The organism is Rathayibacter sp. AY1C2 (assembly GCF_002931195.1).
Classification (GTDB): Bacteria; Actinomycetota; Actinomycetes; order Actinomycetales; family Microbacteriaceae; genus Rathayibacter.
This window is the reverse complement of record NZ_PSWG01000008.1, coordinates 90,575-112,260: the sequence shown is the minus strand read 5'-3', so window position 1 is coordinate 112,260 and position 21,686 is coordinate 90,575. Positions and strand designations below refer to the sequence as shown.

Below are 21,686 nucleotides of genomic sequence, written 5' to 3'. Positions count from 1 at the left end.
GGTCCCCGACCCCTCGGGAGGCCCTTTCTGCGAGGATGACGACATGTCCGCGCCAGGGGGAGAGATCGTCGTCGAGAGGCGTTCCCCGCTCGTTCACGACGCCTTTCCGATAGCACATTCCGCTCGGATACTCGATGCCGTCCTGATGGGCCTCCTGGTCTACCGGCTCCCCACCCCCTTCCTCCCGGGGAGCGTCCCGCTGGCCCAGACGGCGCTGGCCGCCCTGGTCCTCGTCAGCCTCTTCCGGCGGCCCACCCGCCGTCTCGGACGGGCCGCCTGGTACCCGTGGCTGTGCCTCGCCCTGCTCGCCTTCGTCCTCGCCGGCTCGTCCTTCGACGGCCTCGACGCCCTGCGCCGGGCGGCGAACATCGCGCTCGTCATGCTCGCCGCGGGCTTCCTCGCGAGCGGGCGGATCGACGTGGTCTCGGGGCTCAAAGGACTCGCCGCGACCCTGTCGCTGAATGCCGTGCTGTTCGTCGCGGGACTCGCCCCGGACAGCTACCAGGGCGCCCTGACCGGCTTCCTCCAGGACAAGAACGTGGCCGGTCTCGTCTACGGAGCGGCGGCACTGCTGGTCTCGGCGCTCGGCTCGCGGCTGTGGCTGCGGATCGGCGTGCTCGGGCTCGGAGCCGCTGCGGTCGTCGCCACCGACTCCCGCACGTCGATGGCGGCCTACGCCTGCGCGCTCGTGTGGCTCGTCGCGGCGCCGTACCTGCGCCTGCTCTTCCGCGCGCTCCTCGGCGGCGGCCTCGTCCTGCTGTTCCTCTGGGCCGAGCGGAACCTGGCGACGGCCGGCGACTACGGGGTGGAGCGGGCCGGCTCCGACGCCCTGCGCGCCCGCATCCTCGACGCCTCGGTCGACAAGGTGGCGCTCTCGCCGTGGACCGGCTCCGGGCTCGGCGAGGCGACCGCGCGGGTCGACGGGATCGACTGGTTCTTCCACAACTCCTACCTGGCGCTGATGGCCGAGGGCGGCGTCGTGCTGCTCGTCGGCGTCATCGGCACCGTGCTCGTGGCCGGCTTCGCGACGACGGCCGCCGGGGCCGGGAGCCGCCCGGGGCACGCGGTCGGCGCGGCGAGCATCCTGGTGCTGCTGTGTGCGACGCAGCTGGGCGAGGTGTTCTTCGCCCCGATCTCGTTCGTCGTGATCGGCGCGGGTCTCGCTCTGCTCGCGGAGGAGTCCGCCCGCGCCCGCGCTCTGCCGCCGGAGTAGCGCCTCCCGCGTCCGCCTGATCCGGCGCGGATCCACGGGTCCGGGGCGCGGAGGTCCCGGTCGGCGGGCCCTTCCCGGTGGGGCGGAGGTCGCCTGGTGTTGCCCCGGCCGACCGCTGCTCAGCCCCGGCCGCGCTCGCGGACCGCGTCGCGGAGGATGGCGCGGACGCCCGCCCACATGTGCCGCGCGCTCAGCTCGGCCAGCACCCGCTCCCGGCCCGCGCGGGCGACCTCGGCCCGCTTCCCGTCGTCGCTCAGCACCGCCTCCAGCACCGCCGCGATCCCCGCCGGATCGTGCAGGGGCAGCGAGAAGGACGTCTCGCCGTCGCGGATGTAGCCGGTCATCGCGGCGCTCGCGGTGACCGCCGTGCAGGTCCCGCAGCCGGAGGCCTCCAGCAGGACGCTCTGGCCCGTCGGGTAGGCGAGGTCGTGGCTGGTGACGACGACGAGCTCGGCGTCGCGCAGGTTGTCGCGGTGCCGTCCGACCGGGACGGGATCGTGCAGGACGACGTTGGCCGGCAGCGCCCGGGACGGCCGCCGCGCAGGAGTGGTCACGATGTCGAACCGCCGGTGCGGCAGGCGCTCGGCGGCGGCGACCAGCGAGTCGAAGTCGCGCCCGCGGTCGACCCCGACGGCGAGCACCTCGAACCGCTTCGGACGCGGCGGAACGGGCCGGTAGTAGTCGGAGTCGACCCCGAAGAGCACCGGTGCGATCCGCCGCTCGTCGACGCCGTGGCGGGCGAAGACCTCGCGCTGGTTCTCGCTGAGCACGACGAGCCGGTCGACCCCCTGAAGCAGCCGGACCACCTGTCGGCGCCGCTGAGGCGAGCCGGTGAGCAGCTCCTCCGCCCACCAGCAGGAGAGGACCACGAGCGGCGTGCGGCCGTACGGCCCGAGCCGCGCGCTGCGGAGCAGCGCGGGGAGGCCCGCCTCCGGCTCGAGCACGCAGAGCACCGCGTCGGCCGAGCGGACCGCCCGGAGTGCGCGCAGCTGCGTGTCCACGTTCAGCCCCGTGCGGTGCTCCACGACGTCGCGGAGCTTCACGTGCGCGGGCCGAGACGCGTGACCGGGGACGAGGAGCCGCGTCGAGTCGTCCCGGAGGAGGTCGGCCCGGTACGGCAGCCTCCCGCGGGCGAAGGGCTCGCCCGGAGCCAGGCGCAGTGTCGAGTGCTTGAGGAACAGTCCGAGCACTCTGAGGACTTCCGGTTCGCGGGTCATCGTCGTCCTTTCCCGAGGGAGGAGGAGAGGCTCCCCGCGGCATTCCCCGGAAAGCGGATCGGTCTCCTGGCGGGAGGATCAGGAATCATCGGAGAGGGCCATCCGCGCCAGAAGTCCGTCGATAGCCGACTTCCCGGAGGACGGGGAGTAGGAATCGTTCCAGCGGGCACGATCCCTCTCCCGCGACTCCGATAGTCCTCTCTTCTTCCGGGCTCTGATCAGCTCGGCCAGAGCCCGCGGATCCCCGGCTCGGAACGTGGCGTCGATCGACGGGCCGACGACCTCGGGGAGCGCACCGGCATCGCTCACCACCACGGGGACGCCGGCCGACATCGCCTCGGTCACGACCAGGCCGAACGACTCCGGCTGCACCGACGGCACCACCAGGAGGTCGATCCGCGCGAAGAGGTCGCCGGGCTCGATCCACCCCGGCCGGTCCACCAGAGCGGCGACCGGAGCGAGGGCCGCCTCCACCTCGCGACGCTCCCGCTCCGCCACGAACCGGGGCTCGCCCGCCAGCACCAGGCGATACGCGCCCGGTTCCCCGGCCTCCAGCAGCGCCAGAGCCTCGGTGAGGACCCGCACCCCCTTCGCGAGCGAGGGACGCCCGAGGAAGCCGAGAACGGTCGTCCCGTCCACCCGCGGCCGCGCCTCCGGCAGCTCGACGCGGCGGCTCCAGTTCGGCAGCACGGTCGACCCGGGGACGACCCCCGCGAGGTAGCGAGAGGGGACGAGGGTCGCCAGGGCGCCGCGGCGGGCCACGGGCGCGAGCAGCCGCTGCAGGCCGGACGGGCGCTGGTGCAGATGCACGATCCGCCGCGGACGCCCTGCGGTCGCGACGGCCGGCACCAGCCCGTTGCACCACAGCACGCCCTCGCGGGAGGAGGCGTCCCAGCGCCGCAGCGCGCGCATCCAGGCGGGTCTGCCCGCGGCCTCGAGCTCGACGACCCGGTGGCCGGCGGCGAGGGCGGCGGCGACGAGCGCACGCGGCTCCGAGGGGCCGACGACCACGACCGGGACCTCGAGCGCCTCGAGCGCCTCCGCGATGCTCAGCAGCATCACCTCGCCGCCGCCGATGTCGCCGTTGTTGGTCGCGAGCGCCACCGGAGGCCGCCCGGCGCCGCCCGCTCCCCCGTGGATCATCCGCCGCCCCGCCCGCCTCCGTGCGGTGCCCCCGCGGCCCGCGCGCCCATCCTCACCGAGACGAGCGCCCGGCTCCACCGGGCCCGGCCGGGCTCCGCGGGCCGCGGGAGCGCTGGAATACTGACCGGATGGAGCTCGTGGGCGTTCTCTGGGCCGACGAGGCCGTGCCGCTCGTGTCGGCGTTCGTCCACCGGCGGGCCGACGCGGCGGGCCTGCGCGCACTCGTGCTCAAGGGACCGACCGCCGCCGCCGACCGGCTCCGGCCGCCCCGCGCCTCCGGCGACGTCGACCTTCTGGTCGCCCCCGACGACCTGCCCGGGATCCTGGCCCTCCTGGCCGCCGACGGCTGGACCGAGCGGCCCTGGCCGGACGGACCGACGCTCGCGGCCAAGCACTCGCGCTCCTACCGGCACGCCGCGTGGCCGGTCGACATCGACGTGCACTGGCGGTGGCCGGGATTCCTCGTGCCGCCGCGCGACGCCTTCGAGGCGCTGTGGAGCCGGCACCGGATCGTGGAGCTGGCCGGCCGTCCGGTCGCGACCGCGAGCGTCGCCGACTCGGCGCTCGTGCTGGCGCTGCACGCGCTCCGCGACGCCTGGCAGATCACGGACCCGCGCCTCACGCGGCCCTCCGACTACGACCTGCTCGTCGAGGCGGTGGCCGCCCGCGCGCAGCTGCACGCTCCGCTCCGGGCGGCGGCGGAGGAGCTCGGCGCCGTCCAGACCGCGCAGCCCTTCCTCGATGCGCTCGGCATCCGCGCGCGCGCCGGGGAGGTGCCCGCGGCCGAGCTGCGGGCGTGGCGGATCAACGCGAGCTCGCCCCACGCCTCCGCGGGGTGGGTGCAGGCCGTGCGCGCGGCCGGCTGGCGGCAGCGGCCGCTGCTCCTCGCCCGCGCCGTCTTCCCCGCTCCCCACGCCCTGCGCGCCGCCGACCCCGCCATCGGCCCGCGCCGGATCGACGTGGCGGCCGGCTGGTGGCGGCGGCTGCGCCGCGGCGCCCGCACGGCTCCGCTCGCGTGGGACCACCTCCGACGGACGGACAGGACCTGACATGACCCGCCGGCTGATCCGCGCCCCCTTCGGGCTCGGCGTGCGCTTCACCTTCGACGACACCGTCCCCGACCGCTTCGTGGCGGAGGTGGAGGAGTCGTGGAACGACGTGGACGACGACGCCGATCGCCCGGGCTCCGAGTACCGGGTGTCGCTGACCGAGCCGGTCGGGGAGCCGGGAGTGATCGCGCAGCCGACCGAGGACGCCCTCGCCGAGCACATCGGCGCCGCGCTCACCCTCGCGGCGGCCGACGCCTGCGAGGGCCGGCTGCTCAGCGTGCACGCCTCCGCGGTCGCCCTGCCCGACGGCCGCGTCGTCGCGTTCGTCGGGCGGCCCGGTGCCGGGAAGTCGACGCTCGTGAGCCTCGCCGCGCGCCGGTACGGGTACGTGACCGACGAGACGCTCGCCGTCCGCCGCGACGGGCGGGTGCTGCCGTTCCGGAAGCCCGTCGCCCTCCTCGACGGCGGCGACTGGAAGCGGCACCGCTCCCCCGCCGCGATGGGCCTGCAGCCGCTGCCGGACGCTCCGCTGCGCCTGGCCGCCCTGCTCCTGATCGCCCGCGACCCGTCCGGCCCGGCGGAGCCCCGGCTCGAGCCGATCGCCTTCGACGAGGCGCTCTCGGTGCTGCTGCCCGAGCTGAGCCACTTCGCACGGCTGCCCGCGGCGCTGCACCACCTCGCGGGGCTGCTCGACTCCGTCGGCGGGGCCCGGGTGCTCCACTACCGCGAGGCGGAGACGGTGCTGCCCCTCCTCGAGCGGATCGGGGAGCCGTCGCCGGTCGTCGCCGACGCGCCCGAGGCCGATGCGGCGGCGCCCGGCCCGGGTCTGCTCGCGCGCGCCACCGGCGTCGAGTGGGTCGAGCGCGACGGAGTGGTCAGCTGCCTCCTCGACGAGCGGGTCGAGACGCTCACCGGGATCGGCCCGGTGCTGTGGCGTGCTCTCGGGACGCCCGCGACGGTCGACGCGCTGACCGGGGCCGTCGTCGCCGAGCACGGCGCCCCGCCCGCGGGCGACCCCCGGGCGCACGTCGAGGCCGTGCTCGACGCGATGGTCGAGCACGGCCTCGTGGTCCGCGGCGCCTGACGGCGCCGAGCGCGCGGCTAGCCCGTGCGGACGTTCGGCCCGACGGAGCCGCGGGCGATGAACAGGTCGAGCAGGTTCACGAGCCCCACCGCGCGGATGTAGAGCGCCGCGACGTCGTAGCGGCCGACGGGGAGCGCCTCGAGGGCGGCGGGCCCGGTCGGGTTGGTGGAGCGGTTCTGCGCGTTGACGTCGATCTGGATGACGTCCCGCAGGGCGGCGAAGACCGGGGTGATCGCGGTGGTGACAACGGCTCCGACAAGAGCCGGCAGGGCCGCGAGCAGCGGGTTCAGCACGTTCAGGACCAGGGTCAAGACGTTGGCGGGCACGCCAGGGCCGTTCAGCGGGATCCCGAGGATCCTGATGTTCTCGCGCAGCCTCTGCGTGAGAACAGTGACCAGAGTCGTCGTGAAAGCGGTCAGGGCTGCTGCCGGAACGCCGAGACCGCTGTCCACGAGGAGAGTCGAGTTCGGTGGCAGGTTGTTGAGGAAGGCGGAGTAGGAGCCGAACTGCGTGCTCCCGGGCTGCCCGGGAGCAGGACCGAGAAGCGAGGCGAGATCGATCGTCAGCGTCGCCGGAGTCGTCCCGAGGCTCGCCTGGATCGGCTGACCTCCGCCGGGCAGGTTTCCCGCCAGGATGGCGGCGACGTCGACCGTGACAACAGCGACCGTGGCAACACGAATGTCTTCGATCAGAGCAAGGGCGTTCCTCACCGCGGTGACGAGAGCTGTCAGCGCCGTCGACGTGAGCACCAGGTTCAGCCTGGTGATCTGGTAGTCGCGCTGCAGGTTGTCCGACCCGGGCACGCAGGCCGACTGAAGAGCAGCGCGTCCGGTGACGGCGCCGATCTGCAGGGTGAGCCCGGCAACGTTGGTCAGGAGGTCAGACAGATCCGGCCTGCCGACGGCGGCGAGGATCGCCTGCAGGTTGACGGTGCCGAAGTCGGGGTAGCTCCCCGAGGTCGGGGTCAGCGCCAGCTGGCCGGCATTGGTGATCGCACCGGAGGCTCCGCGGACGGTGCCGGTGGTGCTCGCCTCCGCGTACTGGTTGAGGGTGCCGACGCCGGCGGGAGCCGCCAGCGTGAGGAGGGAGGAGAGCGTGCCGGTCAGCCCGGTCGCGTTCACGGCGATGCCGTTCAGTACCGTGGCGTTGACGCCGCCCGTCACGACGACCGGGTCGGGCGGATTCGGTCCCGACGCCGGCGCAGTCGCCGTCACGCCCGAGACACCGGCGACATTGTCGAGGTTCACGCCGCCGAGGAAGCCGCTGAGGAGGCGTCCGCGGGCGACCGCCTGGAAGACCGTCCCCACCGGGAAGCAGCTGATCGAGACAGCGGAGGCGGACTGCGCCAGCATCACCGCGGGCACCGACCAGACCGCTCCGGCCACGACCGTCCGCCGTGCGAAGACGCCCGCGGAATTCGCGCTCTTCTTCTCGCTCTTATCGCTGATATCGCTGGATGCGAGCGGATTAGACTCCGACATTGGCGGCCCTCCGGTGCTGTCGCTCGACGTACACCCCTTGGCGCGTCGGCGGCAAACATAGCGAGAGAGGCGTCGCGATAAGAGGCGCTGGCGGATTTCTACTCGCACTGGCGGTGATCAGCGGAGAGGACGCGGAGAAGATGGCAGAGGACCCCCGGCTCCTTCTCTGGCGGCGCCGCCCGGACACGGCCTCCGTCGATCTGAACGGGCGCGTCCTGGTGCTCCCGCTGGACGTCTCCCCGATGGGCAGCCCCTACGCGCTGCGCGAGAGCGTGGCCGCGACCTGGCGGGCGCTCGACGACGAGCCGCAGGACTTCTCCGGCCTGGCCGACCGGCTCGCCCGCCTCCACTCCACCGATCCCGGCGCCATCGCCGACGACCTGGCGCGCGTGCTGAGCGGGCTGGAGGAGCTGCTCCTGGTCGAGAGCAGCCCGCGCGGCGAGGAGTCCCGATGAGCGTCGCGAGCGTCGTCGTCCCCAGCTACGCGGGGGCGGCCCGCCTGCCCCGCCTCCTCGCCGCCCTCGCGGCTCAGACCCACCGCGATCTCGACGTGGTCGTGGTCCTCGACGGCGTCGTCGACGCCAGCGAGCGCGCCCTCGACGCCTCCCCCGTGCCCGTGCGCCGCGTCGTGCTCCCCGAGAACCGGGGGCGCTCCGCCGCGCTCACCGCCGGCTTCGACGCCGCGCGGGGCGACGTGCTGATCCGCTGCGACGACGACCTCGAGCCCGGCCCGGGCTGGGCCGCCGCGCACGTCGGGGCCCATCGGGACGCGGTCGTCGGCGTCGTCGGCCTCTGCCCCGACGTCGACCCGGGCACCGCCTACTCCCGCGCCTACGGCCGGCCGGCCGGCGAGCGCTTCCGCCGCGGCGCCTACGCGGCGGGTTTCGACGCAGCCTGGCGCTACTGGGGCGGCAACGTCTCGGTGACGCGGGCGACCTACGACCGGGTCGGCGGCTACAGCACCGACTACCGCGAGTACGGCTGGGAGGACGTCGACTGGGGCTACCGGCTGCACCGCCTGGGAGTGCCGGTGCGGATCGAGCCCGGCGCCGAGGCCCTGCACCACGGCGCTTCCGTCTCGGCGGCGGTCCGCAGCCGGCGCGCGTTCCTCTCGGGGGCGGCCCGCCGCACGTTCGAGCGGCTGCACCCCGAGCAGGTGCGGGAGGCGGTGCCCGCGGCCGGCGCATGGGACGCGGCCGTGCGCCTCCTGGCCCGCGGCGGGAGCGAGCGGCGGACGGCACTGGTCGCGGGATTCGCGGACGCCGCGCTCGGAGTGGTGCCCCGCCCGGTCGGCGAGAAGCTGGTCGCGCTCGCCGTCGAGTCCGCGGCGATCGCGGGCTACGACCGCGGCAGAGGGCGTCCCGCGCACGGGTGACGGCGGCGCGGATCGACGGATCCGCGGGCCCGGCAGCGGCGCCGACGCCGCGCGGGAGCCGATCTAGGCTCCCCCGCATGCGAGTCCTTCTGGTGGGCGGAGCGGGCTACATCGGGAGCCACACCGCCGTCGCGCTCCTCGAGAGCGGCCACGAGGTGCTGGTCGTGGACGACCTCTCGCACGCGAGCGAGCGGACCCTCGACGCGGTGGAGGAGCTGACCGGCTCGGTGGTCCCCCGCCTGATCGCCGACGCGCGCGACACGGCCGCGCTGACCCGCTTCCTCGCCGCCCACGGACCGGTCGACGCCCTGGTCCTGCTCGCCGGGCTCAAGTCGGTCGGCGACTCGGTGCGGCGGCCCCTCGAGTACTGGACGGTCAACGTCGGGCTCGCCACCGCGGCGTTCTCGGTCGCAGCGGAGGCGGGGATCCGCACCGTCGTGTTCTCGAGCTCGGCGGCCGTCTACAGCCCGGGCGGCGCGATGCCGGTCGGGGAGGACTCCCCCGCCGGGCTCAGCGCGGCGAGCCCCTACGGCGCGACCAAGCGCGTCATCGAGGAGATCCTCGGCGACGCTGCGCGCGCCGATCCCCTCCTGCGCGCGGTCAGCCTCCGCTACTTCAACCCCATCGGCGCGCACCCGTCGGGGCGGATCGGCGAGGATCCGGCCACGGCGCCGGGGAGCCTCCTGCCCGTGCTGACACGGGCCGCAGGCGACCCCTCCCGGTGCGTCGACGTCCTCGGCGACGACTACCCGACCCCCGACGGCACGGGGCTGCGCGACTACATCCACGTCTGCGACCTCGCGGCCGGGCACGTCGCGGCGCTCGAGCGCGCGCGGCCCGGGCACCGCGTCTACAACCTCGGCACGGGCTCACCGACGAGCGTCCTCGAGCTGATCGACGAGGTCGAGCGGGCGAGCGGGGAGACGGTCCGGTGGCGGGCCGTGGGGCGCCGGCCGGGCGACCTCGCCGCGAGCTGGGCCGACCCGGCGCGCGCCGACCGGGAGCTGGGCTGGCGGGCGGTGCGCACCGTGCGCGAGGGCGTCCGCGACCAGTGGCGGTGGCAGACCCTGCAGCGCATCGGCGTCTCCTGATCCTTCCGGCACGGCGTCACTGAAAGAGTGACTTCTTCCTCTCCGCGACTCTCCTCCATCGTTGTGATCTCCGAGGGAATAGCGCCTCCGCGACGCACTCCAGACGATCCTCGCCATTCCGCTCGCGGCTTATCCGGATTATCGGACTCTCCTTTCCCCGTCGTTCTGCGACGACTCGTACTCGCCTTTCGATTCCTTCTCCACGAGCCGGTTAGCTTCTACTGCACTGCTGATCGGTCACCGACGACGGATAAGCATTCGGAGCCGCTCCCGTCTCCGGATGGCCGCCCGATCCTCACCGCACGCCCGGGGGAAGGGGCCCATCATCACTGCCGTCATCGACGCGACCACCCGTTCCCGATCCGTCCCCCCGGTCGGTCCCGGCCTGATCGTGCACGAGTGGGTCGAGCGCCGCGGAGGCGCCGAGCGCGTGCTCGAGGCGATGACCGAGGCCTTCGCCGACGCCGACGTCCGCGTCCTCTGGAGCGACTGCGCCGAGGTCGTCGGCAGGCCCGTCTCGGAGTCCTGGCTGGCGCGCACGCCGCTGCGCCGCCACAAGGTCCTCGCCCTGCCGGCGATGCTGCCCACGTGGCGGCTCCCGGTCGGCGCCTCCCGCGAGTGGGTGCTGGTCAGCTCGCACCTCTTCGCCCACCACGTCCGCACCAGCGGACCGACCCGCAAGCTCGTCTACGCGCACACCCCGGCCCGCTACATCTGGGAGCCCGACCGCGACGGCCGCGGCAGCAGCCTCGCCGCCCGCACCGCGAGCCTGCTCCTCAAGCCGATCGACCGCCTCCGCGCCGCCGAGGCCTCCTCCATCGCGGTGAACAGCCTCTTCACCGGGCAGCGGGTGCGCGACGCGTGGCACCAGCCGTCGAGGGTCATCTACCCGCCGGTGAACACCGAGCTGCTCTCGACGATCACCGACTGGCGCTCCCCGCTCGACGACGACGAGCTGCGCCTCCTCGACTCGCTCGCGCGGCCGTTCATCCTGGGCGCCTCGCGGTTCGTCCCCTACAAGCGCCTCGAGAAGGTCATGGACGCCGGAGCCCGCACCGGGCTGCCGGTCGTCATCGCCGGGCACGGCCCCTGGGAGGCGCGGCTCCGCGCCTACGCCGAGGAGATCCGGGCCGACGTGACCTTCGTCATCTCGCCCTCCGACCAGCTGATCCGCGCGCTCTACGCGCAGGCGCTCGTGTACGTCTTCCCCGCCGTCGAGGACTTCGGGATCATGCCCGTCGAGGCGATGGCCTGCGGGACGCCGGTCATCGGGACCGACATCGGCGGAGTGCGCGAGAGCGTGTCCCTCGCCGGCGGGGGCGTCATCGCCGACCTCGAGGGCGATCCGGACTGGAGCGACCTGCTGCGCCGTGCGCTCGCGCTCGACGTCGACGCCTTCCGGGCCCGGAGCCGGGTCTTCTCGCGCCGGCGCTTCATCGCCGAGATCCAGGACTGGGTCGCCGAGCAGACCGCCTGACGACGGCGCTCCCCGCCGCGGGAGGCCGTCCGTGCGCGCGTCACCGTGCGTGCGGACGACGCTCCCGCGGCGGGATCAGAACAGGCCGCGCGGGGGCTCGATCGAGGCGAGGACGCCGGGGGCGGCGATCACGCTGAGGCGGCCGACCTCCTCCGGGGTCAGCTCGGGCAGGCGCTGCGCGAGGTCGAGGAAGCGCTCGATCTCGGACTCCTCGAGCACGTCGGCGGCGAGCGTGCGGAACTTCGACACGTACTGCTCTCGGCTGAACGGGTGCGCGCCCAGCGGGTGCGCGTCCGCCACCGCGATCTCGTCGACGATCGTCGTGCCGTCCGTCATCAGGATCTCGACGCGGGCGCCGAACGCCTTCTCGCCCGGATCGGTGGAGTGGTAGCGGCGCGTCCACTCCGCGTCCTCCTGCGTGGTGACCCGGTGCCAGAGCGCGATCGTGCCGGCGCGGGCGGCCCGCTCGGGGGCGTAGCTGTGCACGTGGTGCCAGGCGCCGTCCTGCAGCGCCACCGTGAAGATGTACGGCACGGAATGGTCCAGCGTCTCGCGGGACGCGGCCGGGTCGTACTTCTGCGGGTCGTTCGCGCCCGAGCCGATCACGAAGTGCGTGTGGTGCGAGGTGTGCAGGACGATCCGCTCGACGCGCTCGGGATCGGCGGCCTCGGGGTGCGTGCGGTGCAGGCGGCGGGCGAGGTCGATCAGCGCCTGCGCCTGGTACTCGGCCGAGTGCTCCTTCGTGTACGTGTCGAGGATCGCGCGCTTGGCCTCGCCGCGATCGGGCAGCGGGACGTCGTAGCTCGCGTCGGCGCCGTCGAGCATCCAGGCGATGACGCCGTCCTCGCCCTCGTAGATCGGCGACGGGCTGGTCTCGCCGCGCATCGCCCGGTCGACCGCCTCGATCGCCATCTTCCCCGCGAAGGCCGGCGCGTACGCCTTCCAGCTCGAGATCTCGCCCTTGCGCGACTGCCGCGTGGCGGTCGTCGTGTGCAGGGCCTGCGCGACGGCCTGCTCGATCGTCGCGACGTCGAGGCCGAGCAGCGTGCCGATCCCGGCGGCGGCCGAGGGGCCGAGGTGCGCGACGTGGTCGATCTTGTGCCGGTGCAGGCTGATCGCGCGCACCAGGTCGACCTGGACCTCGTATCCGGTGACGATGCCGCGGACGAGCTGCGCCCCGCCGATGCCCGCGTGCTGGGCGACGGCGATCAGCGGAGGGATGTTGTCGCCCGGGTGCGAGTACTCGGCCGCCAGGAACGTGTCGTGGTAGTCGAGCTCGCGCACGGCGACGCCGTTGGCCCAGGCCGCCCACTCGGGCGACACCCGGCGGGCCGGGTCGACGCCGAGGACGACCGAGCCCTGGCCGCCGATGGAGGCGGGGTGCGCGAGAGCCTGCGCGCGGGCGGCGACGACCGGGCGGCGCAGGAGCGACGCGGTGGCGACGGCGGCGTTGTCGATGACCCGGTTGACCACCATCTCGGCGACCTCGTCGTCGATCTCGACCGGATCGGCGGCGACCTCGGCGAGCGCGTGGGCGAGCTGCCCGTGTCGCGGGAGCTCCTCGTCGCTGCGGTGGACGCGGACGTGGTGTTCGTGCACGGGCGGCTCCTTCGTCTCTCCCCCCCAGGCTATCGCCCGCCTCCGGCCCGGGCCGCGCGGGCAGAATGGGCGGATGTCCTCCCCCACGCGCGTCGCGGCGCTCGACTGCGGCACCAACTCCCTCCGCCTGCTGATCGCCGACGTGGAGGGCGGCCGCCTCCGGGACGTCCAGCGCCGCACCGAGCTCGTGCGGCTGGGCCGCGGGGTCGACCGCACCGGCCGCTTCGACCCGGCCGCGCTCGAGCGGACCCTCGCCGTCACCCGCGAGTACGCGGCCGCCGCGCAGGAGGCCGGCGCCGAGCACCTCCGCTTCGTCGCCACCTCGGCCACCCGCGACGCGGCCGACCGCGAGGACTTCCTCGCCGCCGTCGAGCGGATCCTCGGCGTCACCCCGGAGACGATCTCCGGCGAGGAGGAGGCACGGCTCTCCTTCCGCGGCGCGGTCTCGGCCGTCGACTCCGCCCGGCCCGTGCTGGTCGTCGACCTCGGCGGCGGCTCGACCGAGCTCGTGCTCGGCGGAGCGGAGCCGGAGCAGGCGCACTCGATGGACGTCGGCAGCGTCCGCCTGACCGAGCGCCACCGCCGGGCCGCCGAACCGACGGAGGGCGAGCGCGCGGCGATGCGGGCGGACGTGGGCGCCGCGCTGGCCGCCTCCTCCGTCGACCTCTCGCAGGCCCGGAGCGTCGTCGGCGTCGCCGCGACCGTGCTCACGATCACCGCGCACGTCCTCCGCACCACCGACCGCGCCGCGCTCGAGACGTCCCTCCCCCTCTCCGACGTCCTCGCCGCCTGCGACGAGCTCGCCGCGCTGTCTCCGGAGGGGACGGCGGCCCTCCCCTGGGTCCGCCCGGGGCGCGAGGACGTGCTGGCGGCCGGCGCGCTGGTCTGGGGCGAGGTCCTCCGCGCGGTCCACGAGGCGTCGCCGGGCGTCGACCGGGTCCGCTCGACCGCGCACGACATCCTCGACGGCATCGCGCTCGGCCTCGCCTGACGCCCGCGCGGGTCAGGCTGTGAGGGCGCTCCCGGAGTCGCGCGGGAGCCGGGCGGCGGCGGCGAGCGGCACGAGGGTCAGCACCGCGAGGGCGAGGAAGGCGACGCGGTAGGGGACGAGGCCGGGCCCGATCGCGGTGCCGACGGCGAGCGCCACCGCGCCCACCGCGACCCCGAGGCCGGCCGCGATCTGCTGCGTGGTGGCGTTGAGGGTGTTGGCGCCCGACATCCCCTCCTGCGGGACCTCGGCGAACGTGACGGTGTTGTAGGCCGTGAAGCCCGCCGAGCGGGCCACTCCGCTCAGCACCAGCAGCGCCACCACGAGCGCCACCGGAGTCGCCGGCTCGAGGAACGCCATCGCCGCCATGCACGCCGCCCCGACCGCGCTCGCCGCGACCAGCACCCCGCGGAAGCCGAGGCGCCGCAGCAGCGGAGTCGTGGCCGGCTTGATCGCCAGGTTGCCGGCGAAGAGCGCCAGCACCACGGAGCCGGCCTGCACCGGGCTCCAGCCGAACGCGTCCTGGAACAGCAGCGGGAGCAGGAACGGCACCGCGTTCACGGTCGCCCGGTAGAGCGATCCGCTCGCGTTGGCGACCCGGAAGGTGCGGAAGCGGAAGGCGTCGAGCCGCACGAGCGGATGCTCGGCGCGGCGCAGGTGCCGCACGGCGAGCGCCGTCACGACCGCGCCGACGAGCATCGGCGCCACCGCCCGCCCGTCGAGCTCGGAGCCGGTGAGGAGCCCCGCCGCTCCGACCAGCGCGCCCAGCCCGACCGCGACGAGCACCAGCCCGGTGACGTCGAGCGGGGGCGGCGCGCTCTCGGCGGTGGCGGGGACGATCCGGCGCGCGATCGCGAACGCGACGACCCCGAGGGGCAGGTTGATCAGGAAGATCCAGTGCCAGGAGGCGACGGTGGTGAGCAGCCCGCCGAGGAACGGCGCGATCACGGGGGCGACCAGTCCCGGCCAGACCAGGATCGCGATGGCGTGGATGATCCCCTCCCGCGGGGTCGCCCGCAGCACCGCGAGCCGGCCGACCGGCACCATCAGCGCGCCGCCGACGCCCTGCAGGACGCGGGCGCCGACCAGCAGCGGCAGCGTGGGGCTGAGCGCGCAGAGCAGGGAGGCGAGGGTGAAGACGGCGATCGCGGTGGTGAAGACGCGGCGCACGCCGAAGCGCTCGCTGAGCCAGCCCGAGGCCGGGATGAGGACGGCGACGGTGAGGAGGAACGCGGTGACGGTGATCGAGACCGCGGCGGAGTCGACGCCCAGGTCGGCGGCGATCGCGGGCGCGGCGGTCGTAACGATCGTGGCGTCGACGTTCTCCATGAAGAAGCAGCCGGCGACGAGCAGCGCGAGGGAGCGGTGGCGGGGGTCCGTGCTGTCCTCCTCGGCGTGGGGCTGTCGGCGGTGAGCGTAGCGCGGCGACGGCGCGGCCGCCGGGCGGGTACCGTCGCAGCATGAGCGCTGCAGCCGAGACCAGGACGATCCAACTCCGACGCTACGAGCTGATGGACGGGGTGATGGACGACTTCCTCGCCTGGTTCCCCGAGCGGATCGTGCCGGCGCGCGAGGCCCACGGCTTCCGGATCGAGTTCGCCTACGCCGACCGCGAGGTGAACGAGTTCGTCTGGGCGGTCAGCACGGCCGGCGACGCCGACGCGTTCGCCGAGGTCGAGCGGGCGTACCTGGCCTCGCCCGAGCGCGACGCCGCCTTCGGGGGCGAGCCGAAGCGCGTCGCGGTGCAGCACGTGCGGCTGGTCGAGCGGATCGTCTGACCCGGGCGGCGTCCGAGCCGAGCGGCGTCCGACCCGGGCGCCGTCGTCTCCGGGGCGCCGCCGACTCCGGGCGCCGTCGGGTCCGGGCGCCGTCAGCTCCGGGCGCCGTCAGCTCCGGGCGCGCCGCACGGCCGCGAGGACGCCGCGGACCACGAGCGTCCCGACCGCGATCGACCCGATCGCTCCGGTCAGGCGTGCCCAGACGTGCTTCGGCCGGTCGATCCCGGCACGGTCGGCGGGCGAGGGGAGCGAGGCGGGCGCGAGCGTGCGTCCCGCGGCTCCCGCCTCGGCCATGTGGGCGAGCCGGCGCACGGCCTCGCGGTTGCGGATCCAGAGGAACGAGTGCATCAGCGGCTTCGGGACGAGCGTGCCCGGGCCCTTCACGGGCGCCTCGTGCATCCGCACCTTCGCGCCGCGGGCGTGCGGCTCGACCTCGACGCGCACCCGGGCCTCGCCGAGCGGCCAGCCGGCGGCCTGGATGACCATCCGGCGCGGCGGGTCCCACTCGAGAACCGTGGTGCGGTCGTCGATCACGAGCGGCCACAGGCCGAAGGAGTGGTGCAGCTGCGAGCCCACGTGCGGGAAGTCGGCGTCGACCTTCCGCATCCGCGACGCGCCGACGACCCAGCTCGGGAACAGCCAGCCGGAGGCGAGCACCGCGAAGACGGACTCGGGCGGGCAGTGGACGACGCGGGTGGTGCGGGACATCGCGGACTCCTTCGAGTGGTGGTGGGGCGCGTGGGGGCGCCGTCCCTCAGCCTGGCAGGCCGGGGGCGGCGACGGGCGCAGCGCAACGGCGGCGGCTCAGGCCGGGCGCGCCTCCGGCGACAGGTCGGGCGACTCGCGCACTCCGAACTCGTGCCGCAGCGCGCTGTGGGCGGCGTGCCAGCCGGCCATGCCGTGCACGCCCGGCCCGGGCGGGGTGGACGAGGAGCAGAGGTAGAGCCCCTTCGCGGGCGTCCGCCACGGGTCGGTCGTGGGGACCGGGCGCGAGAGCAGCTGCGCGACGCTCGCGGCGCCGGCGGCGATGTCGCCGCCCAGATAGTTCGGGTTGTAGGCCTGCATGTCGCGGGCGGTCATCGAGGAGGCGCCGATCACGCGGTCGCGGAACCCGGGGGCGAAGCGCTCGATCTGGGCGGTGATCGCCTCCTGCTGGTCGGCGGGCGAGTACCGGGGGACGTGCGTGTACGCCCAGAGGACGTGCTTGCCCTCGGGCGCCCGGGTCGGATCGGCGATCGAGGGCTGCGCCACCAGCACGTAGGGGCTGCGGCTGTGCCGGCCGCGCTTCACGTCGCGCTCGGCGGCCGCGATCTCGGCGCGGCTGCCGCCCACGTGCAACGTGCCCGCGCCGGCGAGCTCCGGGTTCGTCCACGGCACCGGCCCGTCGAGGGCGAAGTCGACCTTGGCCACGCCGTTGCCGTAGCGGAAGCGCTGGAGGGCCGCGGCGTACGCCGGGGGCAGCCGGTCCCCCGCCATCGCGAGCAGCGCCGTCGGCGTGCCGTCGACGAGCACGGCGCGGGCCGGGGGCAGCTCGGAGAGCGAGGTCACCTCGACGCCGGTCTCGATGGTGCCGCCGTGCGCCCGGAGGTCGTCGGCGAGCGCGTCGACGATCGACTGGCTGCCTCCGATCGGCACCGGCCAGCCGCGTGCGTGGGCGTAGGCGCCGAGCGCCAGGGCGGCCGCGGCCGTCGACGGGCTCGGCATCGGGCGGATCGAATGCGCGGCGACCCCGGAGAACATCGCCGGGGCGACGTCGTCGCGGAAGCGCAGGTTCCACACCGGGGTGCCCTGCTCGAGCACCCGCAGTCCGAAGCGGATCAGCACGCTCGGGTCCGTCGGGATCCGCAGCAGCGCGTCGTTCGTGAAGCCCGCGACGCGGTCGGCCCGCTCGGAGAGAGGTCCCATCAGGGCGCGCCACGCCGCTCCGTCGCGCCCCAGCGCCTCGGCCGTGCGGTCGAGGTCGCGGTAGGCGATGCCCGCGCGGCCGCCGTCGAGCGGATGCGCGTACGAGATCTCGGGGACGACCAGCTCGATGCGCCGGTCGAGCCCGAAGGCGCGGAAGAAGCCGGACGCGAGCGCCATCGGGTGCACCGCCGAGCAGACGTCGTGGTGGAACCCGGGCAGCGTCAGCTCCGCCGTGCGCGCGCCGCCGCCGATCGTCTCGTTGCGCTCGAGCACGGTGACCGAGAGCCCGGCCCGCGCGAGCGTGACCGCGGCGGCGAGGCCGTTGGGCCCCGCCCCGATGACGACGGCGTCGACCACGGTCACTTCCTCCGCAGGGCCGAGACGACGCCCGCGGCGCCGGCGGCGAGGGCCGCGGCGGCCCCCGCGTAGCTCAGGGCGCGGTGGCGGATCATCCAGATCTGGGGCGTCATGGTGTGCGCGCGGTCGCTGAAGAGGCCGCGGGCGCCGTGATCGCCGGGGACCGGCTCGTACACGTTGTTCGGGAGCATCGGCTCCGTCTTGTCGGGGGCCTGCTGACCGTCGAAGGCGCTGCGGGCGAGGTACCAGTCCATGAAGCGCCCGGCGAAGCGGTCGCCGAGGATGGTGCCCGCGGTCGGCTCGCCGACCCAGGTGCGGCGGCGCGGCTTGTCGGCCACGTCGGCGATCGCGATCGCGCCCACCTCGGGCTCGTAGATCGGCGGCACGGGCTGCGGGTGGTGCGGCAGCTGCGACTTCACCCAGTTGAACTGGATGGTGTTGAGCGCCGGCATGTCGACCTCGGACAGGCGCACGCGGCTCTTCGCGTGCAGCAGCTCCGCGGTGACGGCCTCGGTGAAGCCTCGGGCGCCGAACTTGGAGGCGCAGTACGCGGCCTGCAGCGGGATGCCCCGGTGCGCGAGGGCGGAGCCGACCTGGATGACGTGCCCGCGGTCGCGCGGGGTCATCCGGGAGAGCGCTGCGCGGGTGCCGTTGACGAAGCCGAAGAAGTTGACGCCCACGGCGCGCTCGAAGTCGGCGGGCTCGGTCGAGAGGAACTCGCCGAAGACGCCGACCATCGCGTCGTTGACCCACAGCTCGATCGGGCCGAGCTCGGCCTCGACCCGGTCGGCCGCCGACTCGACGGCCTCGCGGTCGGCCACGTCGGTCGGGATGCCCAGCCCGCGCCGGCCCTTCTGCTCGATCTCGGCGACCGTGGCCGCCAGTCCGTCCTCGCCGCGTGCCAGCACGGCGACGTCCCAGCCGCGGGAGGCGAGCTCGCGGACCGTGGCGCGTCCGAGCCCGGCCGTGCCGCCCGTGACGACGGCGACTCCGCGGCTCATGCGCGGGCCTCGCGGGAGGTCTCGAGGCGGGGGTGCTGCGTCATGGTGCGGGCTCCTTCGTGAGGGCGCGGTGTGCGTCGGGAGTCCCACGCTAGGCGGGAGCGGCGGCGCGGCGCGCGGGGTTGCGCCCGATCGGTGGAGAGCTCGGTGGATCCGCGCCCGGGGAGGAGAATCGCTCCCGACAGCTCCCGGCTCTCCTCCAGAGACCGCCGCCAGACTGACGCCCGCCCGAGCACCCTCCGACCGGATCGACGCATGACCTCTCTCCTCGACCTGAGCCTCGTCTCCGGCCCCCTCGTCGTCGCCGTCTACGTGCTCGCGATCGGAGCGCTCCTCCTCCTGCTCGCCGCCCACGTCCGCGCTCCCCGCCGCGGGCGCTCCCGGCGCGGCGGGATCGCCGTCGCGGTCCTCCTCCTGGGCCTGATCGGCGGCGCCGCCCTGGCCGCCCTCGTCGACGGGCCCGACGGCCCGTTCGGCGTCGACTTCACGCCGGTCACTCGGGTCGCGATCGGCCTCGGGATCGGCGGGCTGGGCGTCGCGCTGGTCGTCCTCGGCCATGCGATCGCCCGCCGGCGCGTGCGGGGGGTGCTCGCGTCGCTCGCGGCCGGAGTGCTCGTCGTCGCGGCGGCCGCGATGACCGTCAACATCGACTTCGGCCAGTACCCCACGGTGCGCAGCGCGCTCGGGATCAGCGCGTACTCCGACTCCTCCGTGCCGGTCGCCGCCGCGGACGGACCGCACTCGGACCTCGCGACCTGGACGGCCCCGGCCGGGATGCCCGCCGTCGGCTCGGTCTCGACGGTCGCCATCCCCGCCACCGCGTCGGGCTTCCCGGCCCGCGACGCCGTGGTCTACCTCCCGCCCGCGGCCCTCACCGCGGCACCGCCGCTGCTGCCGGTGATGATCATGCTCTCGGGGCAGCCGGGGTCGCCCTCCGATCCGCTCTCGACCGAGAAGTTCCAGCAGACCCTCGACGCCTACGCCACCGCGCACGCCGGCCTCGCGCCGATCGTCGTGTCGCCCGACCAGCTGGGCGATCCGGACAGGAACCCGATGTGCGTCGACTCGCCGCTCGGGAAATCGGCCACGTACCTCACCGTCGACGTCCCGAACTGGATCCGCGCGAACCTCCCGGTGCTCGGCGACGCGCAGCACTGGGCGATCGGCGGCCTCTCGCAGGGCGGTACCTGCTCGATCCAGCTCGGCGCCGGCCACCCGTCGCTCTTCGGCAACATCGTCGACGCCTCGGGCGAGCTCGCGCCGACCCTCGGCAGCGAGGCGGCGACGGTCGCGCAGGGGTTCGGCGGCGACCAGGCCGCCTACGAGGCCGCGAAGCCGGTGAACGTCCTCGCGGAGAACGCCCCCTACACCGGCACCGTCGCGATCTTCGGAGTCGGCGCCGAGGACACCTCGTTCCTCCCCGGGGCGAAGACCGTCTACGCCGCGGCCGTCGCCGCCGGCATGAGCGCCACCTACCTCGAGGTGCCGGACAGCGCCCACGACGTCACGGCGTGGTCGGCGACCTTCGACAAGGGCCTCGAGATCCTCGCCGACCGCTGGAAGCTCGTCCCCGCCTCCTGAGCGGCTCCGCGCCTCAGGCGCTCTCCACCAGGCGCCTTCACCCTCGGCGGCGACGTGGAGAGCGCCTGGCGCTTCGGGCTGGAGCGGATCGTCTCCGCGCTCGCTCCGGCCGCGTCGCGCTGAGCGCCGCCGCTCAGGCCCGGCGGAGCGCCGCCTCGTCCTCGAGGAACCGCGGACGGCACGCGACGATCCCGCTGACCAGCAGCACCGCCACTCCGGCGAACAGCAGCGCGTACGCGCCGCTCCAGTCCCCCTGCGCCTCGTAGAGCACGCCGATCAGCAGCGGGCCGAGGCAGGCGAGCCCGTAGCCGAGCCCCTGCGTGGCGCCGGAGAGGGTCGAGGAGCCGGTGGTCGTCCGGGTCCGCGCGTTCACGAGCGTCAGCGTCATCGGGAACGTGCTGACGCCGAGCCCGAGGCAGACCACCCACGCCATGGCACCCTCCAGCGGAGCGACGACGAGGCCCGCGTAGCCGACGGCGAGCAGCACGCAGCACACCACCACGACCACGACCGGGTTGCGCATCCCCAGAGTCAGCGGCGGCACCACGAAGGCGGCGGCGAGGCCGAACACCGAGAACAGCGCCAGCAGCGCCCCGCCCTGCGCCGGATCCGCGCCCGCGTCGACGAGGATCGTCGGCAGCCAGGTGATGATCCCGTAGGTGTGCAGACCGGTCATCCCGAGCATCAGCACCATCGCCCAGAGCAGCGGCGTGCGCCACGCCCCGTCCACGCGGCCGCCGGCGGCGGCCGGAGCCGCCCCGCCTCCTCCGCGGGCCGCGAGCGCCGCCCAGAGCAGGCAGGCCGCGGCCGTCATCACGGCCCAGATCCCGATCGCCCAGCGCCACCCCGCCGTCGAGGCCAGCGGCACCGCGACCAGCGGAGCGACGAACTGGCCCACCTGCAGCAGCGCCAGGTAGAGCGAGCTGACCGTCTTGATCCGCTCGGCGAAGTACCGCTTCACGATCGGCACGATGAGCACGTTCGTGGTGCCCACGCCCGCGAAGGCGACGACGGTCGAGAGCACCAGAGCGACCGGGCTCGGGCTGAGCGCGCGGAGGGCGATGCCCAGTGTGGTCACCAGCGTCGCGATCGCGAGCGTGCGCTCCAGGCCGATCCGGCGCGAGACGGCCGCGGCGACGAAGCCGAAGACAGCGAAGGAGGCGGTGACGATCGTCCCCAGCGCCCCGTAGAGCGAGGGCCCGAAGCCGAGATCGGCGCCGATCGTGTCGAGCAGCGGGCTGAAGCCGGTGACGGCGGTGCGGAGGTTCAGCGCGGTGATCGCGATGGCGGCGAGGGCCAGGAGGGCGGTGGCGCGGAGCGTCGGTGCTGCGGTCATGGAGTCCCCGA

The 21,686-nt window shown here is 74.7% G+C and carries 19 protein-coding genes; 10 read left to right on the top strand and 9 right to left on the bottom strand.

Translation table 11 applies throughout. The features are described from left to right. Window positions 1–145 precede the first annotated feature (145 nt). Window positions 146–1,213 (top strand): O-antigen ligase family protein, encoded by a 1,068-nt coding sequence (locus C5C55_RS08400; protein WP_104233578.1) that lies wholly within the window; start codon window positions 146–148, stop codon window positions 1,211–1,213. 119 nt (window positions 1,214–1,332) lie between these two features. On the opposite strand, the gene C5C55_RS08395 is transcribed toward C5C55_RS08400, so the two are convergent. Further along, window positions 1,333–2,430, bottom strand: a complete 1,098-nt coding sequence (locus tag C5C55_RS08395) for a glycosyltransferase family 4 protein (RefSeq protein WP_104233577.1) — start codon at window positions 2,428–2,430, stop codon at window positions 1,333–1,335. 78 nt (window positions 2,431–2,508) lie between these two features. Continuing rightward, a complete protein-coding gene (locus C5C55_RS08390) occupies window positions 2,509–3,573 on the bottom strand; it encodes a glycosyltransferase family 4 protein (RefSeq protein WP_104233576.1) in 1,065 nt (354 codons plus the stop codon). A 128-nt stretch (window positions 3,574–3,701) separates the two neighbouring features. Between C5C55_RS08390 and C5C55_RS08385 the strand changes: the two genes are divergently transcribed. Next, window positions 3,702–4,622 (top strand): nucleotidyltransferase family protein, encoded by a 921-nt coding sequence (locus C5C55_RS08385; protein WP_104233575.1) that lies wholly within the window; start codon window positions 3,702–3,704, stop codon window positions 4,620–4,622. A gap of 1 nt (window position 4,623) precedes the next feature. Beyond that, window positions 4,624–5,706 carry a PqqD family protein gene (locus C5C55_RS08380; RefSeq protein ID WP_104233574.1) on the top strand — a complete coding sequence of 361 codons (1,083 nt, stop codon included), beginning with the start codon at window positions 4,624–4,626 and terminating at the stop codon, window positions 5,704–5,706. Between the two features lie 17 nt (window positions 5,707–5,723). Here the strand turns inward: C5C55_RS08380 and C5C55_RS08375 are convergent, their stop codons facing one another. Beyond that, window positions 5,724–7,187, bottom strand: coding sequence for a choice-of-anchor G family protein (locus tag C5C55_RS08375; RefSeq protein WP_146078506.1), 1,464 nt, complete (start codon window positions 7,185–7,187; stop codon window positions 5,724–5,726). 140 nt (window positions 7,188–7,327) lie between these two features. On the opposite strand from C5C55_RS08375, the gene C5C55_RS08370 reads away from it, so the two are divergent. From C5C55_RS08370 to C5C55_RS08355, 4 genes are all read left to right on the top strand, one after another. Further along, window positions 7,328–7,642: a hypothetical protein gene (locus C5C55_RS08370; protein WP_146079006.1), complete on the top strand. Its 315-nt coding sequence runs from the start codon at window positions 7,328–7,330 to the stop codon at window positions 7,640–7,642. After that, window positions 7,639–8,562 carry a glycosyltransferase family 2 protein gene (locus C5C55_RS08365; RefSeq protein ID WP_104233572.1) on the top strand — a complete coding sequence of 308 codons (924 nt, stop codon included), beginning with the start codon at window positions 7,639–7,641 and terminating at the stop codon, window positions 8,560–8,562. The genes C5C55_RS08370 and C5C55_RS08365 overlap by 4 nt, the downstream gene beginning before the upstream one ends. Before the next feature lie 77 nt (window positions 8,563–8,639). Then, window positions 8,640–9,653 (top strand): UDP-glucose 4-epimerase GalE, encoded by a 1,014-nt coding sequence (galE, locus tag C5C55_RS08360; RefSeq protein WP_104233571.1) that lies wholly within the window; start codon window positions 8,640–8,642, stop codon window positions 9,651–9,653. A gap of 280 nt (window positions 9,654–9,933) precedes the next feature. Beyond that, window positions 9,934–11,130 (top strand): glycosyltransferase, encoded by a 1,197-nt coding sequence (locus tag C5C55_RS08355; protein WP_104227213.1) that lies wholly within the window; start codon window positions 9,934–9,936, stop codon window positions 11,128–11,130. A 75-nt stretch (window positions 11,131–11,205) separates the two neighbouring features. Here the strand turns inward: C5C55_RS08355 and C5C55_RS08350 are convergent, their stop codons facing one another. Continuing rightward, on the bottom strand, window positions 11,206–12,729 hold the full coding sequence (locus tag C5C55_RS08350) for an MmgE/PrpD family protein (protein ID WP_104233570.1): 1,524 nt from the start codon (window positions 12,727–12,729) through the stop codon (window positions 11,206–11,208). Between the two features lie 73 nt (window positions 12,730–12,802). Here C5C55_RS08350 and C5C55_RS08345 point away from each other — a divergent pair, with 73 nt between their 5' ends. Next, window positions 12,803–13,720, top strand: a complete 918-nt coding sequence (locus C5C55_RS08345) for an exopolyphosphatase (protein ID WP_104233569.1) — start codon at window positions 12,803–12,805, stop codon at window positions 13,718–13,720. A gap of 12 nt (window positions 13,721–13,732) precedes the next feature. Here the strand turns inward: C5C55_RS08345 and C5C55_RS08340 are convergent, their stop codons facing one another. After that, on the bottom strand, window positions 13,733–15,046 hold the full coding sequence (locus C5C55_RS08340) for an MFS transporter (RefSeq protein ID WP_104233568.1): 1,314 nt from the start codon (window positions 15,044–15,046) through the stop codon (window positions 13,733–13,735). 131 nt (window positions 15,047–15,177) lie between these two features. Between C5C55_RS08340 and C5C55_RS08335 the strand changes: the two genes are divergently transcribed. Then, window positions 15,178–15,495, top strand: coding sequence for an NIPSNAP family protein (locus tag C5C55_RS08335; RefSeq protein ID WP_104233567.1), 318 nt, complete (start codon window positions 15,178–15,180; stop codon window positions 15,493–15,495). Window positions 15,496–15,603: 108 nt separating this feature from the next. Here the strand turns inward: C5C55_RS08335 and C5C55_RS08330 are convergent, their stop codons facing one another. The 3 genes from C5C55_RS08330 to C5C55_RS08320 all read right to left on the bottom strand — a co-directional run bounded on the left by C5C55_RS08330 (window position 15,604) and on the right by C5C55_RS08320 (window position 18,758). Then, complete coding sequence (locus C5C55_RS08330; RefSeq protein ID WP_104233566.1) at window positions 15,604–16,203, bottom strand: SRPBCC domain-containing protein; 600 nt, start codon at window positions 16,201–16,203, stop codon at window positions 15,604–15,606. A 96-nt stretch (window positions 16,204–16,299) separates the two neighbouring features. Next, window positions 16,300–17,757, bottom strand: a complete 1,458-nt coding sequence (locus C5C55_RS08325) for a phytoene desaturase family protein (protein WP_374954233.1) — start codon at window positions 17,755–17,757, stop codon at window positions 16,300–16,302. Between the two features lie 2 nt (window positions 17,758–17,759). Beyond that, window positions 17,760–18,758, bottom strand: a complete 999-nt coding sequence (locus C5C55_RS08320) for an SDR family oxidoreductase (protein ID WP_104233564.1) — start codon at window positions 18,756–18,758, stop codon at window positions 17,760–17,762. 255 nt (window positions 18,759–19,013) lie between these two features. Here C5C55_RS08320 and C5C55_RS08315 point away from each other — a divergent pair, with 255 nt between their 5' ends. After that, the gene (locus C5C55_RS08315) at window positions 19,014–20,339 is read left to right on the top strand and encodes an esterase family protein (protein ID WP_104233563.1); all 1,326 of its coding nucleotides are present in this window, start codon (window positions 19,014–19,016) and stop codon (window positions 20,337–20,339) included. A gap of 133 nt (window positions 20,340–20,472) precedes the next feature. On the opposite strand, the gene C5C55_RS08310 is transcribed toward C5C55_RS08315, so the two are convergent. Then, window positions 20,473–21,675: an MFS transporter gene (locus C5C55_RS08310; protein WP_104233562.1), complete on the bottom strand. Its 1,203-nt coding sequence runs from the start codon at window positions 21,673–21,675 to the stop codon at window positions 20,473–20,475. Window positions 21,676–21,686 lie beyond the last annotated feature (11 nt).

Excerpts from the sequence above, each read along its gene's own strand:
- C5C55_RS08400 (WP_104233578.1), top strand. The coding sequence starts at position 146 with ATGGGCCTCCTGGTCTACCGGCTCCCCACCCCCTTCCTCCCGGGGAGC.
- C5C55_RS08395 (WP_104233577.1), bottom strand. The coding sequence starts at position 2,430 with ATGACCCGCGAACCGGAAGTCCTCAGAGTGCTCGGACTGTTCCTCAAG.
- C5C55_RS08390 (WP_104233576.1), bottom strand. The coding sequence starts at position 3,573 with ATGATCCACGGGGGAGCGGGCGGCGCCGGGCGGCCTCCGGTGGCGCTC.
- C5C55_RS08385 (WP_104233575.1), top strand. The coding sequence starts at position 3,702 with ATGGAGCTCGTGGGCGTTCTCTGGGCCGACGAGGCCGTGCCGCTCGTG.
- C5C55_RS08380 (WP_104233574.1), top strand. The coding sequence starts at position 4,624 with ATGACCCGCCGGCTGATCCGCGCCCCCTTCGGGCTCGGCGTGCGCTTC.
- C5C55_RS08375 (WP_146078506.1), bottom strand. The coding sequence starts at position 7,187 with ATGTCGGAGTCTAATCCGCTCGCATCCAGCGATATCAGCGATAAGAGC.
- C5C55_RS08370 (WP_146079006.1), top strand. The coding sequence starts at position 7,328 with ATGGCAGAGGACCCCCGGCTCCTTCTCTGGCGGCGCCGCCCGGACACG.
- C5C55_RS08365 (WP_104233572.1), top strand. The coding sequence starts at position 7,639 with ATGAGCGTCGCGAGCGTCGTCGTCCCCAGCTACGCGGGGGCGGCCCGC.
- galE (WP_104233571.1), top strand. The coding sequence starts at position 8,640 with ATGCGAGTCCTTCTGGTGGGCGGAGCGGGCTACATCGGGAGCCACACC.
- C5C55_RS08355 (WP_104227213.1), top strand. The coding sequence starts at position 9,934 with ATGGCCGCCCGATCCTCACCGCACGCCCGGGGGAAGGGGCCCATCATC.
- C5C55_RS08345 (WP_104233569.1), top strand. The coding sequence starts at position 12,803 with ATGTCCTCCCCCACGCGCGTCGCGGCGCTCGACTGCGGCACCAACTCC.
- C5C55_RS08340 (WP_104233568.1), bottom strand. The coding sequence starts at position 15,046 with ATGGAGAACGTCGACGCCACGATCGTTACGACCGCCGCGCCCGCGATC.
- C5C55_RS08335 (WP_104233567.1), top strand. The coding sequence starts at position 15,178 with ATGAGCGCTGCAGCCGAGACCAGGACGATCCAACTCCGACGCTACGAG.
- C5C55_RS08330 (WP_104233566.1), bottom strand. The coding sequence starts at position 16,203 with ATGTCCCGCACCACCCGCGTCGTCCACTGCCCGCCCGAGTCCGTCTTC.
- C5C55_RS08320 (WP_104233564.1), bottom strand. The coding sequence starts at position 18,758 with ATGAGCCGCGGAGTCGCCGTCGTCACGGGCGGCACGGCCGGGCTCGGA.
- C5C55_RS08315 (WP_104233563.1), top strand. The coding sequence starts at position 19,014 with ATGACCTCTCTCCTCGACCTGAGCCTCGTCTCCGGCCCCCTCGTCGTC.
- C5C55_RS08310 (WP_104233562.1), bottom strand. The coding sequence starts at position 21,675 with ATGACCGCAGCACCGACGCTCCGCGCCACCGCCCTCCTGGCCCTCGCC.